At 31.7% G+C, this 13,922-nt stretch carries 13 protein-coding genes; 10 read left to right on the forward strand and 3 right to left on the reverse strand.

The window, feature by feature from the left end; all coding sequences use genetic code 11:
- Window position 1 precedes the first annotated feature (1 nt).
- Complete coding sequence (locus tag BT107_RS02765; protein WP_072302225.1) at window positions 2-1,249, forward strand: NAD(P)/FAD-dependent oxidoreductase; 1,248 nt, start codon at window positions 2-4, stop codon at window positions 1,247-1,249.
- Between the two features lie 784 nt (window positions 1,250-2,033).
- Here BT107_RS02765 and BT107_RS02770 read toward each other — a convergent pair.
- Entirely contained in the window at window positions 2,034-3,731 is a 1,698-nt protein-coding gene (locus tag BT107_RS02770; protein ID WP_072302226.1) for a glycerol-3-phosphate dehydrogenase/oxidase, read from the reverse strand.
- 253 nt (window positions 3,732-3,984) lie between these two features.
- Between BT107_RS02770 and BT107_RS02775 the strand changes: the two genes are divergently transcribed.
- The 3 genes from BT107_RS02775 (at window position 3,985) to BT107_RS02785 (ending at window position 5,358) form a co-directional block, all read left to right on the forward strand.
- Window positions 3,985-4,293 carry a hypothetical protein gene (locus BT107_RS02775; protein ID WP_072302227.1) on the forward strand — a complete coding sequence of 103 codons (309 nt, stop codon included), beginning with the start codon at window positions 3,985-3,987 and terminating at the stop codon, window positions 4,291-4,293.
- A gap of 250 nt (window positions 4,294-4,543) precedes the next feature.
- A complete protein-coding gene (locus BT107_RS02780) occupies window positions 4,544-4,852 on the forward strand; it encodes a hypothetical protein (protein ID WP_072302228.1) in 309 nt (102 codons plus the stop codon).
- 203 nt (window positions 4,853-5,055) lie between these two features.
- Window positions 5,056-5,358: an HPF/RaiA family ribosome-associated protein gene (locus tag BT107_RS02785; RefSeq protein ID WP_072302229.1), complete on the forward strand. Its 303-nt coding sequence runs from the start codon at window positions 5,056-5,058 to the stop codon at window positions 5,356-5,358.
- 62 nt (window positions 5,359-5,420) lie between these two features.
- Here BT107_RS02785 and BT107_RS02790 read toward each other — a convergent pair whose 3' ends face one another.
- Complete coding sequence (locus BT107_RS02790) at window positions 5,421-7,397, reverse strand: alpha-ketoacid dehydrogenase subunit alpha/beta (RefSeq protein ID WP_072302230.1); 1,977 nt, start codon at window positions 7,395-7,397, stop codon at window positions 5,421-5,423.
- 130 nt (window positions 7,398-7,527) lie between these two features.
- Here BT107_RS02790 and BT107_RS02795 point away from each other — a divergent pair, with 130 nt between their 5' ends.
- From BT107_RS02795 to BT107_RS02815, 5 genes are all read left to right on the forward strand, one after another.
- Window positions 7,528-8,478 carry an isopenicillin N synthase family dioxygenase gene (locus tag BT107_RS02795; protein WP_072302231.1) on the forward strand — a complete coding sequence of 317 codons (951 nt, stop codon included), beginning with the start codon at window positions 7,528-7,530 and terminating at the stop codon, window positions 8,476-8,478.
- Window positions 8,479-8,610: 132 nt separating this feature from the next.
- Window positions 8,611-8,940, forward strand: coding sequence for a translation initiation factor (locus BT107_RS02800; protein ID WP_072302232.1), 330 nt, complete (start codon window positions 8,611-8,613; stop codon window positions 8,938-8,940).
- A gap of 69 nt (window positions 8,941-9,009) precedes the next feature.
- Window positions 9,010-9,942, forward strand: a complete 933-nt coding sequence (locus tag BT107_RS02805; protein WP_072302233.1) for a DUF1835 domain-containing protein — start codon at window positions 9,010-9,012, stop codon at window positions 9,940-9,942.
- A 1-nt stretch (window position 9,943) separates the two neighbouring features.
- On the forward strand, window positions 9,944-10,810 hold the full coding sequence (locus BT107_RS02810; protein ID WP_072302234.1) for a nucleoside phosphorylase: 867 nt from the start codon (window positions 9,944-9,946) through the stop codon (window positions 10,808-10,810).
- Window positions 10,811-10,815: 5 nt separating this feature from the next.
- Complete coding sequence (locus BT107_RS02815; protein WP_072302235.1) at window positions 10,816-11,661, forward strand: substrate-binding domain-containing protein; 846 nt, start codon at window positions 10,816-10,818, stop codon at window positions 11,659-11,661.
- A gap of 14 nt (window positions 11,662-11,675) precedes the next feature.
- On the opposite strand, the gene BT107_RS02820 is transcribed toward BT107_RS02815, so the two are convergent.
- Complete coding sequence (locus BT107_RS02820; protein WP_072302236.1) at window positions 11,676-12,341, reverse strand: uracil-DNA glycosylase; 666 nt, start codon at window positions 12,339-12,341, stop codon at window positions 11,676-11,678.
- A gap of 66 nt (window positions 12,342-12,407) precedes the next feature.
- On the opposite strand from BT107_RS02820, the gene BT107_RS02825 reads away from it, so the two are divergent.
- Window positions 12,408-13,904, forward strand: a complete 1,497-nt coding sequence (locus BT107_RS02825) for a YfcC family protein (RefSeq protein ID WP_072302237.1) — start codon at window positions 12,408-12,410, stop codon at window positions 13,902-13,904.
- Window positions 13,905-13,922 lie beyond the last annotated feature (18 nt).

The raw sequence follows: 13,922 nt of genomic DNA on the forward strand, positions 1-13,922 counted from the left end.
TATGAATAAAAACGTAATAATCATTGGTGGAGGAATAATAGGTTTAAGTACAGCTTATTATCTTTTAGAAGAAGGCCATCAAGTAACAATAATTGATAAATCTAATTTCTCAAGCGGTGCATCTTATGTTAATGCGGGCTATATAACACCTAGTCATTTTATTCCGTTAGCAGCTCCAGGAATGATTAATAAAGGGATTAAGTGGATGTTTAATCCAACTAGTCCTTTTTATATTAAACCGCGTTTAAATGCAGATTTTTTAAAATGGACTTGGGCATTTAAAAAATCGGCTACTGCGTCTAAAGTAGAAAAAGCAATTCCAGTAATTAAAGCTATTAATATTTTAAGTCGAGATTTATACGAAGCTATTAAAGCATCTAACGCGTTTAATTTTCATTATGAACGTAAAGGTTTATTAATGTGCTATCAATCTGATAAGGTTGGTGAAGCAGAATGGAAGATTGGTAAACGTGGAATTGAAGAAGGTTTAGGTGTTAAAAATTTAACTAAAAAAGAAGTCGATGTTCTAGAGCCAAATGCAAACCTGAATATTAAAGGCGCTATTTATTTTGATTCGGATGCACATATGACTCCAACAGATTTTATGCCAGAAATGGTAAAGTATTTAAAGACAAAAGGCGTTATTTTTTATGCTAATGAAGACGTAAAAGATATTGAAGTAACAAACGGAACAGTTTCAAAAATAATAACAAACAAACAAGAATTAAAAGCTGACGAAGTTGTTTTAGCAGCAGGAAGTTGGAGCCCATTATTGACTAAAAAACTAGGGTTACAAATTCCAATACAAGCAGGAAAAGGATACAGAATTAATGTAAACAGAGAAACAGGAATTACAATTCCCGCAATACTATGCGAAGCAAAAGTAGCAGTTACTCCAATGCAAGGATTTACACGTTTTGCTGGCACAATGGAAATCGCTGGAATCAATCATAATATTAATCCAATTAGAGTACAAACTATTGCCAATGCAGCAAAGAATTATTATACTAATTTGAATATTTCTGAAGTAGAAAAAGAAGCTGCAGATTGTGGTTTAAGACCTTGTTCTCCAGATGGATTACCTTACATTGGCAAATCATCTAAGTGTACTAATTTAACAATCGCAACAGGTCATGCAATGATGGGTTGGAGTTTAGGACCAGCAACAGGGAAGTTAGTTTCCGAAATAATTTCAGAAAAAAAGACTACTTTAGATTTAAGTCCATTTAATCCAGACAGAAAATTTTAATATGAGATACGACTCAATTCCGAATATTTTATTCCAAAACAATTCATGTTTGAACAATAGTTTTTTAAACACTAATTCTATATTTAAAAGTAATGTCGTGATGTTAGAGCATTTATCTAATTGAGAAATATATGTGTTTTAAAAAGTAATTCTTGAATTAAGTAAAAATGCTTTAGAGAATATGATTGACAAACTTTAATTGTTAGTTCTATATATTATGTAAAATAGAATTTCAGAAAAGCTTAATTGGAATTATAAATAGAACAAGTGTATGGAAATTTATTTTTCTTAAATTTTATACTCTTGTGGCAACTTAACGAGAATCTCGTGAAAAAAATTACAACTAACAATTTCCTCGAAAACGAGAATTTTAATAATAGTTAAAAGCTAGCTTTTTTTTGGCGCTGGCAATGCGGTTGAAAATTGTGTTTTAAAAAATTAATGCGATAGCATAATTATTTTAAAAAAGCAATCGAGCGCATTGGCAGAGGCAATTTTACATAGCGACTAATTATAGTACAAAACTTAGTAGTTCTAAACTTCCTCGTAAATCGCGTATTTAAAAATACTTCATTGTACAGAATATTCAATTTATACGATAAGTTAAATACAGATGTTTAATGACCCAAGTACAAACGTTTGTTATAAAACAACACATTGTGGGATATTTTACATAATATTGAATTATAGCTATCCAATTTTATTACATATAATTTGTATTATAATTTATATTATGTAAAATAGAATATTTAGAACCACTCTTACATTGTGGTTTCTTCTGTATTTATTTAAATTCTTCTGCGTAGTATGTTTCAGCATCTTTAAGTAACAACTGCATTTTTTCTCTTTCTAATACAACTCTAATAGTATCCCAATTTAAATACGAAACAAAATCATCTACAATACAATCTAGAAATGTAGAAATACTAGAGATATTAAAATACAAACGACCAGTTCTACGTACAAAGAAATCTGTAAGACTGTTTGTCATTTCAAAATGAATACAATACCAAAGTTCTGCCCTAATAAGATTCTCTAAAGCATTAGTACTTGTAAAAGATGCTGCTTTCTCTAAAATGGTTGATGCTTTTTTGCCATATGTAGTACACAAATACCAAGCATAATATGCATCTGTAATATGTAGTTTTTTCAATTCTATTTCTAATTCTTTTTGGTATGCAGCAACTTCTTCATCAGACGTCATTGCAGGTTCTACCAGTGGTAATTCTTCTGTAATAGAATCGCGCAAAGATTTTTTTTTATCGTCTGTAACAGTCTTTAATACAGTATCTATAACACGTTGCGCCATTTTTCTGTACCCTGTAAGTTTTCCGCCAGCAATAGAAATTAATCCGCTAGAAGAAACAAATATTTCATCTTTTCTAGATAATTCAGAAGGATCTTTATCTTCTTCGTGAATAAGTGGTCGTAAACCTGCCCAGTTAGATTCTATATCATCTACAGTTAAATTTAAGCCAGGAAATGTATGGTTTACGGCGTTTAATAAATAATCTGCATCATCTTCTGTAGCCACTACCCTTTCTAAATTACCAGAATAATTGGTGTCTGTTGTACCCACATAGGTAGATCTACCACGCGGTATAGCAAAGATCATACGGCCATCTTCTACATCAAAATAGACAGATTGCTTTATAGGTAATTTATCAAACGGAAAAACAAGATGTACACCCTTTGTTAAATGCAGGTGTTTTTTGCTCATAGACGCATCTTTTTTACGCAATGTATCTACCCAAGGTCCGGCTGCAGAAACATAGTTAATAGCGCTAATATTAAGCGTATTACCGGTGTTTTTATCTACACAATTAAGGCTTTCTATTATATGGTCTTTGTTGTATACAAAAGACTCCATTTCGCAATAGTTTACTATAGTAGCACCAAACTCCGTAGCTTTTTTAAGTATCTCTATGGTTAATCTAGCATCATCTGTCCTGTATTCTGCATAATAACCACTGCCAAGCACAACGGCATTATCTAACAAAGGTTCTTTATCTAAAGTTTCTTCTTTGTCTAACATTCTACGTCTGTCATCTCCCTCTACATTGGCAAGCATATCGTAGACTTTTAAACCAATGGCAGTCATCATTTTACCATACGTACCGCCTTCTATTAAAGGCAATAACATTTTTTCTGGAACCACTAAATGAGGCGCTAATTTGTGCACAATAGCACGCTCAGATCCAGATTCTCTAACCAATCCTATCTCTAATTGTTTTAAGTAACGTAAACCACCGTGTATTAACTTGGTTGACTTATTACTTGTGCCAGAGGCAAAATCTTTTTTCTCTACCAAACATACACTTAAGCCTCTAGAAGAAGCATCTAGCGCAATACCTGCACCAGTTACACCACCACCAATAATAATTAAATCGAATTTAGTAGATGCTATTTTTTTAAGTTGTTCTGGTCTGTCTAAAACAGAAAAACGAAGTGTGTTTGTATTAGAATTAGTGTTCTTATGCATAAAATTTTAACTTCTTTAATAATTATGAAAGAACAAATTACTTAATTGGTTTATTCTAACTACGGGTCTACAGCAAATAGTATACCTAACAATAAAGATACTTATTAGATTACTTAGAAAAACATAAACTTTAATTATTATGAAATACAATATTATGGGGTTCTAAAATTTTATTTTTCATAATTCTACTTTTTCCAAGATCCAAGAATTATATACAAAACGTAGATAGGATTTAACCCTTAAACAAAACAAAATGAGAACAATAAGTATTATATTATTTGCTTTAGCAACAGCCGTTGTATCTACATTTACAACAGAAACTTTTACAGGGAGCTACACTGGTTTAGAAAATGACATGTATGTTTTTACTACTGAAGAAGGAACAACTATGGAGTTTGATGATATTAGTCCGGAAGCATTAGAAAAATACAATATTATAGATGAGGCTTTGGTTGGCAAAACATTTACTGTTAGCTATGAGTCTTTAACCTATACAGATGAAGAAACTGAAGAGGATATTGTAAAGTATACCATAGTAGATTTAGAGTTATTAGAAGAATAGTTATAGGTATAACGCTCCAATTTTGCATATTAGCAATGCTACTACCTTATAATTAGCAATAATTTAAACATTTAACATAATTACATATAAAATACGCAATTCACTACTAATCAGTAAGTTATAAATCACAAATTGTTAAATTTGAAACAATTAAAGGTTAAAAATGCAAAAACTTAACTTTTTGTAACATCTAAAAAATTATTGGCTGCGTAGATATATCAGTTATTAACCCTAAATAAATTTGAACACTATGAAAACATTATCAATTGTATTATTCGCTTTAGCAACTGCAGTAACTTCTTTAGTTTCTACAGAAACAGTAACTGCTACTTATGCTGGTTTTGAAAACGAAGTTTATCAATTTACAGCAGAAGATGGTTCTACTTTAGAGTTTCAAGGCGCTAGCGCAGAAGCTTTAACACAGCACGATTTATCTGATGATTCTTTAAAAGGAAAAACATTTGTAATTACTTACGAAAGTGAGACTATTATAGATGAAGAAACAGAAGAGGAAATTACTACAAATATTATTGTAGGTCTAGAATTACAAGAAGAATAGATCTTATTTTTCTATTAAATTTTACGAGCGCAGCTGTTAAAGCTGCGCTTTTTTTGTTTTTCAATAAAAATGCAACCTATTAATTTAGAAAGTCTTAAATATGAACTTGGTAATAATGTTTTAACTTTAATATAATATTAGGTTTAAACATTTGATTTTTTCGTGTACTATATGTACCTTCAAACAAAGAAAACATTTGACCTATGAACATAAACTTTCACTACGACGGGGTTACAGCTAGTAACCGCTTAGAAATATTAATAGCTAAGAAAATTGACAAACTTTTTAATAAGTACGACTTTATTGTAAGTGCCGATGTGTTCTTTAAAAAAGAAAACACTAGCTCTCCAGAAAAAGGAAAAGTAATAGGTGTGCGTTTAAGTGCTCCTGGACCAAGATTGTTCTCGGAATCTAGTGAAGCATCATATGAAGCAGCTATTACATCTAGTGTAGATGATTTAAGCAGACAATTAGAAAAAAGAAAAGCTAAAATGAAAACGCATTAGTAATGTGTTTCCATTTTAGCTTTTAGCAACATTTAAATGTTGTTTAAAAAACTGTTAGTGTTTTAATACGCTAACAGTTTTTTTAGTTCTTGCTCAAATCGTTCTCTTGGTTGGTATTCTTTTTCTAAATCTTTAGCAAATGGTATTGGTGTTTCTATACTTGCTACACGCTTAACTGGTGCATCTAAATACTCAAAACAATTTTCCATAACCATTGCAGAAATATCACTTGCAATACCGCCAAACATACTATCTTCTTGCAAAATAATAAGTCGACCTGTTTTTTGCACAGATGCATATATAGCTTCTGTATCTAAAGGCGTTAATGATCTTAAATCTAAAAGGTCTGCACTAATCTCTATATTATTCTCTAAGGTTTCTAATGCCCAATGTACACCTGCACCATAGGTTACAATAGTAACTGCACTACCCTCTTTTAAAAGACTTGCTTTACCTAGGGGTAATGTATAGTAGTTTTCTGGTACATCTTGGTATATGCTTCTGTACAATGCTTTATGCTCAAAAAACAATACCGGATTTGGATCTTCTATTGCTGTTGCTAATAAACCTTTAGCGTCATAAGGAAAAGCAGGATAAACCACTTTTAAACCTGGTGTTTTTGTAAACCAAGCCTCATTTGTTTGCGAATGAAAAGGTCCTGCGCCAACGCCACCACCACAAGGCATACGAACTACAACGTCTGCATTTTCTGCCCAACGGTAATGAGATTTAGCAAGTAAATTTACAATGGGATTAAAACCACTACTTACAAAATCTGCAAATTGCATTTCCATAACAGCTTTGTACCCATTAATAGACAAGCCCATTGCGGTAGAAACTATAGCAGACTCACATATTGGTGTGTTACGCACACGTTCTGTACCAAATTCGGCCACAAAACCATCTGTAATTTTAAATACACCGCCATATTCGGCCACATCTTGTCCCATAATCACAAGATTTTCATACTTTTCCATAGCTTGTTTTAAGCCTTCAGAAATAGCATCAACCAAACGTATATTTTTTTCTATACCTACAGGTTTTATTTCTTCAAAATTAAATGGTTTAAAAACATCATATAACTCATTCTCTACAGTAGAGTTTATTTTAGGCTCATCAAAAGCAAGCTGTAAATTTTCGTTTATTTCGGTTTTAATAGCAGAGGTAATACTAGCAATTAAATCATCATCTAAAACTTTTTTACTTTTTAAAAAAGTTTCATAATTAGCTATAGGATCTTTTTTTGCCCATTCTTCTAATAAATTGTCTGGAACATAAGCTGTACCACTAGCCTCTTCATGACCACGCATTCTAAACGTTAAAAACTCTATTAATATAGGTCTAGGATTTTTTCTAATGCTCTCGCACAATTCATTTACCTTAGTATATACCTCTAAAATGTTATTACCGTCTATTTGGTAAGATTCTATACCGTAGCCAATACCTTTGTCTACCAAATGCTCGCAATAATATTGTTCTTTTGTAGGTGTAGACAAACCATAACCATTGTTTTCTATACAGAATAAAACAGGCAATTGCCATACTGCAGCAACGTTTAGTGCCTCGTGAAAATCGCCCTCACTAGTAGCGCCTTCACCAGTAAACACCGCTGTTACCTTACCATTGTCTTTTAATTTATTAGCCAAAGCAATACCGTCTGCAACTCCTAATTGCGGACCAAGGTGAGATATCATCCCAACAATATTAAACTCTTGCGTACCAAAATGAAAGCTACGGTCTCTACCTTTAGTAAATCCGTTTGCTTTTCCCTGCCATTGAGAAAACAATCTATATAAAGGAATGTCTCTTGTAGTAAAGACTCCTAAATTACGGTGCATTGGTAAAATATACTCATTATTTTGTAAAGCGCTAGTAACACCAACAGAAATAGCTTCTTGCCCTATGCCACTAAACCATTTAGAAATTTTGCCTTGACGTAATAAAATAAGCATTTTTTCTTCAATTAAACGTGGCTTTATCATACGTTTGTACAATAATAACTGCTCTTCTGAAGAAATAGTTTCGGTATTGAATTCCATTTAGCGGAAAATTTTATAAATTGAGAAATAAAAGTAACAAATAAGAAGAGATGTTGTTACAAAAATTAATAATTTATCAGAAAATGTTAGATTATTATTAAATTTGAACACGAAAAAAATATATTAAACGATGAGTTCTATTCCAAGTGTCAATTTGCAAGAATTTTTATCTAACGATAAAGATCAGAAGCAAAAATTTATTCAAGAAATAGGGAATGCTTTTGAAAACATAGGCTTTGTTGCCTTAAGTGGCCACTTTTTATCTGATGAGTTAGTGGCAGATTTATATGAAGAAATTAAAGTCTTTTTTAATCAGCCTCAAGAATTAAAAGATAGCTATGAGATTGAAGGTATTGGCGGACAACGCGGATATACTTCTTTTGGTAAAGAGCACGCAAAAGGTAAAAAAGAAGGAGATTTAAAAGAGTTTTGGCATTTTGGACAGTATGTAGAAAACGATCCAAAATTAGAAGCAGAATATCCTGATAATGTTTTAGTTAAAGAACAACCTAAGTTTAATGTTATTGGTGAAGAAACTTTTAAAATGTTAGAAAAAACGGCTAAGTATGTACTTAGAGCTTTAGCACTGCATTTAAATTTAGAAGAAACGTATTTTGATGATTATATTAAAAACGGAAACTCTATTTTAAGACCTATACATTACCCACCAATTAAAGATGAACCTAAAAATGCAGTACGTGCTGCTGCCCACGGAGATATTAACCTAATTACATTGTTAATGGGGGCACACGGTAAAGGTTTACAGGTTAAAAACCATAATGGTGACTGGGTAGATGCTATTGCACGTCCAGACCAACTTATGATTAATGTTGGTGATATGTTATCTAGATTAACAAACAACAAATTAAAATCTACGATACACCAAGTGGTTAACCCACCAAAAGAATTATGGGGAACTTCTCGTTATTCTATTCCGTTTTTTATGCATCCTGTTAGTGAGATGCCTCTAAATTGTTTAGAAAACTGTGTAGATGAAAATAACCCAAAACAGTTTGAAGATATTACAGCAGGTGAATTTTTACACGAAAGATTAATAGAATTAGGACTTATTAAAAAGTAATTCGTCTAAATACAATACATAAAAAACAACTAAATATATTGGTACAAATACATCAATAATTTAGTTGTTTTCTTTTTTTACAAAAGAGTTAAACATCATCCTAAATTAAAAGAACAACCAATACATATTAAAATGGATTTACAAGATCAGCTAAAAAACCTTTTTCCAGATCATGAACCTTCTAAAGAACAAGAGAAAAAAGCACCAAAAACTGACATTTGGCTGCAAGATGATCCTATAATTTGTAAGTACGAGAAAAGAAAAGGTAAACCAATTACCATATTAGAAGGGTACACTGGAGCAGACGCAGATTTTAAATTATTAGCCAAAGAATTAAAGCAAAAACTTAGTGTTGGCGGTAGTTTTAAAAATGATAGTATTATTATACAAGGAGACTATAGAGATCAAATAATGGCCATTTTAAAAGAGAAAGGTTTTAACGTAAAACGTGTTGGCGGTTAAAATTGTTAATTTCTTTTTGATTATTTAGATAAAAATGTAATTTTAAGAGTTCAAATCTAGAATACTACTATGGGTTCCATCTTACATATAACCAACGGAGATAGCTTTACAGATAGATTAAAAAACTTACCTATAAAAGGAGATATTATTACTTGGAATGAGATGTTGTGCGAAGGCCCAACATTAAACAACGTGGGTAGTGAGACTTTTTGGAAGACAAGGTTCGATTTTTTAAGCAAAAACTATAAAGTAACTAAAGCAAAATTTATAGATCGCACTTTAAAAGAGTACAGATCTTTATGTAACCACAAACAAGAAGATAAAATTGTTTTATGGTTCGAGTATGATTTGTTTTGTCAGATTAATATGCTTGCTGTAGTAAGTTGGTTAAAAATGCATCGCAGGTATGCAGAAATATCTATAGTCTGTAGCGGAAAAATTGACGGCGAAACAAAGTTGTATAGTTTAACTGAGTTAACAGACGAACAATTACTTGCCCATTATGAAGAACGTATATTTTTAAGGCAAGATGATATAGAATACGCAGATTACATTTGGCAGTTGTATTGTAGTGATAATCCTATTAGGTTAGAAAACTTAACAGATTTTTCTAAATACAGATTTCCATACTTAGAGCAAGCTATAGATCTTCATTTAAAACGCTTCCCTTCTATTAAAAATGGTTTAAATGCAGTAGAAAATAATCTTTTACAAGTTGCATCAACCAAAAAGCCAAAAACAAAAGACGAATTGTTAAGAGAGCTGCTTATAGCGAATAACAATTATGGTTTTGGCGATATACAATATAAAAAAATTATTACCTCTTTAAAACCTTTATTTGGCTCTTTTAATCCTGTTAAATTAACTAAAAAAGGAAAAGAAATATTAGACCAACAAACAAGTTATTATTCTTGTATACAGGATAATGACGTTTATTTAGGTGGTGCGTTAAAGTATAATTTTTTATACAATACTGCCACAGACAGAATCCTTAAATTATAATATGCAATTAAGTCCATCGGAGTTAATTTTAAATGCTGATAATAGCATTTATCACCTTAATATTTTACCAGAAGACATAGCAACTACCATTATTACTGTTGGTGATCCCGACCGTGTTGGCGAAGTTTCTAAATATTTTGATACCATTGAACTAAAGAAAGGCAAAAGAGAGTTTATTACGCATACTGGTGTACTAAACGGAAAACGCATTTCAGTAATTTCTACAGGTATTGGTACAGATAATATAGATATTGTTTTAAACGAGCTAGATGCTTTGGTAAACATAGATTTTACCACTAGAACAATTAAAGAAGAAAAAACAACTCTAGACATTATTAGAATTGGTACTTCTGGAGCAATACAAAAAGACATACCAATTAATACATTTTTATTAAGTGAGTATGCTATTGGTCTAGATAGTTTATTGCAATTTTACGATAGCAAGCACATACAAAATTCTGATTTACAAGATGCTTTTGTGGCACATACAGACTGGGCTAAAGACAAATCTACTCCTTATGTTGTTACTTGTGCTAAAAGTTTAGCAGACAAAGTGGCTTCAGATAAAATAAGAATGGGGTTTACAGCTACTAATGTTGGTTTTTATGGTCCTCAAGGAAGAATTTTGCGTTTAAATACACAAGATAATGCACTTAATAGCAAGTTGGCTTCTTTTAGATATAACGATTTAAAAATTACCAATTTAGAAATGGAAACTTCTGGAATTTATGGTTTAGCTAAGTTACTAGGACATAACGCTATTTCTTTAAATGCAATCTTAGCCAATAGAGCTACAGAAGAATTCTCTGTAACACCAGGAGAAACTGTAGAAGAGTTAATAAAATATACCCTTAACAAGCTAACATAATACTATTGAAAACAGTAAAAATTATTGGAGTTCCAGAACATTTTAATCTTCCTTGGCACTTAGCTTTAGAAGAAAATGCTTTTAAAGATCGTGGTATAGATTTAAAATGGTCAGACATTCCGGAAGGAACTGGCAGAATGTGCCAAATGTTAGCAGATAATGAAACAGATATTGCTATTATACTTACCGAGGGTTTGGTTAAAAGTATAACTGCTGGTACTAAAGCTAAAATAGTACAAGAATATATTGCTACTCCCCTTTTGTGGGGAATTCACGTTGGCGCCAATAGCAAACACCAAACCATTGAAGATCTAATAAATACCAAAGCTGCAATTAGTAGGTTTGGCAGTGGTAGTCATTTAATGGCTTATGTAAATGCACAAAATAATGGTTGGGATACAAACCAATTACAGTTTAAAATTATAAATAATTTAGATGGCGCAGTCACTGGTTTAACAGATGGTACTGCAGATTATTTTATGTGGGAACATTTTACAACAAAACCTTTAGTAGACAATGGGACTTTTAGACGAGTTGCAGATTGCCCTACGCCTTGGCCTTGTTTTGTAATTGCTGCTACAGATAATTTTATTGCAGAAAACCCAGGTACTTTAGAACATATTTTAGAAGTAATTAATTTATATTCTGAAGAGTTTAAAAGTATACCAAGCATAGACAGAACGTTAGCCAACAGATACGAGCAAAAGTTAGAAGATATACAAGAATGGTTGTCTAAAACACGCTGGAGTCAGTCGCAATTAAATACAACAACATTACATAAAGTACAAGACACTTTATTGTCTTTAGACTTAATTGATAAAAAACTAGATAGTAAGTCTATTTTATTATAAACAATACTATACAATTACCATTCTATTTCTTTACTATTGTTATTTTTTAGAATGGTATTTGTTTTACTAAAATGTTTGTTACCAAACCAATAACCTCTATTTGCACTTAAAGGTGATGGGTGTCCGGATGTTAAGATATGATGTTTTTTAGTATCAATTAATTTTGATTTTTTCTTAGCGTAACCACCCCAAAGTAAAAAGACAATACCTTCCTTTTCTTCAGATATTTTTTTAATTAATACATCTGTAAAAGTTTCCCATCCTTTTTTTTGATGACTACCAGCTTCGTGCGCTCTTACAGTTAAAGTAGCGTTTAAGAGTAGTACCCCTTGTTTTGCCCATCGTTCTAAATTACCACTTTCTGGATATGGTATAGCTACATCGGTTTCAATTTCTTTAAATATATTTAGTAATGATGGCGGATGTTTAATACCGTCTTTAACAGAAAAACACAATCCGTTAGCTTGGTTTGGGCCGTGATACGGGTCTTGCCCAAGTATTACCACCTTAATATCTTTAAAAGAACACCAGTCTAAAGCAGCGTAAATTTCGTTTTCAGCAGGATAACAAGTTTGTGTAGCATATTCTTTGGTAACAAAAGAAGTTAGTTCTTTAAAATATTCTTTTTTAAATTCTGGCTCAACTACAGGAGCCCAACTTTTGGGTATACTTGCTTTCATTCTATACTAAGGCTAATTAATCCACTAAAATAATACTATCTTTAAACCCTTGAAAAAATATACGCATTGAAAAAAATAAAATTCCCATCTGCTCAAACTATTTTATTAGTAATTGCTGCTGCTGTAGCCATACTTACATACCTGGTTCCTGCAGGAAAATATGATACTTTAACGTATAATACAACAGAAAATACGTTTACAAGAAGTAGTAACGAGACCACTACAACCATACCAGCTACACAAGAAGCGCTTACCACATTACATATTAATATTCCGTTAGAAAAATTTAAAAACGGAGATATTAGAAAGCCTATTGGTATACCAGATACTTATAAAGAAATTGAAGCACAGCCACAAGGTGTAATGGCTTTTTTTAAATCACCTATAAAAGGAATTATTGAAGCCGCAGATATTATTTTTTTGGTATTAATTATTGGTGGTTTAATAGCAATTATGAATGTTACTGGTGCTTTTGATGCCGGAATTGCTTGGTTAGCCAATAAATTACAAGGAAAGGAATATATTTTAATAATTTTAGTAACCTGTTTAATTGCTTTAGGCGGGACTACTTTTGGATTAGAAGAAGAAATTATAGCCTTCTACCCTATTTTAATTCCAATATTTTTAGCTGCTAAGTATGATGCAATGGTTGCGCTAGCATCTATATATATAGGTTCTTCTATAGGGACTTTGGCATCTACTATAAACCCGTTTAGTGTTATAATAGCATCTAATGCCGCAGGTATAAATTGGACATCTGGGATAGACGGAAGAATTATTACATTAGTATTGGGTCTGGTTATATGTATAGCCTACATTATAAGATATGCACAACGTGTTAAAAAAGATCCTACAAAGTCTATTTTATACGATCAAAAAGCAGAAATAGAACATTTATTTGGATCAGATTCTGCTAAAACAAACTTAAAACTAACAGGAAGATTACGTTTAATACTCCTTGTATTTACAGCGTGTTTTGTTGTTATGGTATATGGTGTATCTAGTTTAGATTGGTGGTTTATAGAAATGACAACTGTATTTTTAGTAGGGTCAATTGTTATTGCAATTATCGCAAAAATTAAGGAAACTCAGTTTATAGATACTTTTGTAAGAGGAGCCGGTGATCTTTTAGGTGTTGCTTTTATTATTGGTATAGCTAAAGGTGTAACGGTAATTATGCAAGATGGTGCCATTAGTGATACACTTCTTTATTACGCCTCTAGCGTAACTAATGGTATGGAAAAGGGAATATTTATTAATGCTGTAATGCTGGTCTATAGCGGACTTTCATTCTTTATTCCGTCTTCATCTGGTATGGCTGTTTTAAGTATGCCTATTATGTCGCCTTTAGCAGATACGGCTGGTATTGGTAGAGAAATGATTGTAAATGCCTATTTATACGGAATGGGATTATTTAAGTTTATAAACCCTACAGGTTTAATTTTAGCTTCTTTAGCTATTGTTAGAGTTGGATATAATAAATGGTTAAAATTTGTTTGGCCTTTAGTGGCTATTTTAACTGTGTTTGTTATGGTAGTACTTACAGTGTCGGTTTATATATAAGTTATTAAATAATTTTAT

The organism is Cellulophaga fucicola (assembly GCF_900119145.1).
Classification (GTDB): Bacteria; Bacteroidota; Bacteroidia; order Flavobacteriales; family Flavobacteriaceae; genus Cellulophaga; species Cellulophaga fucicola.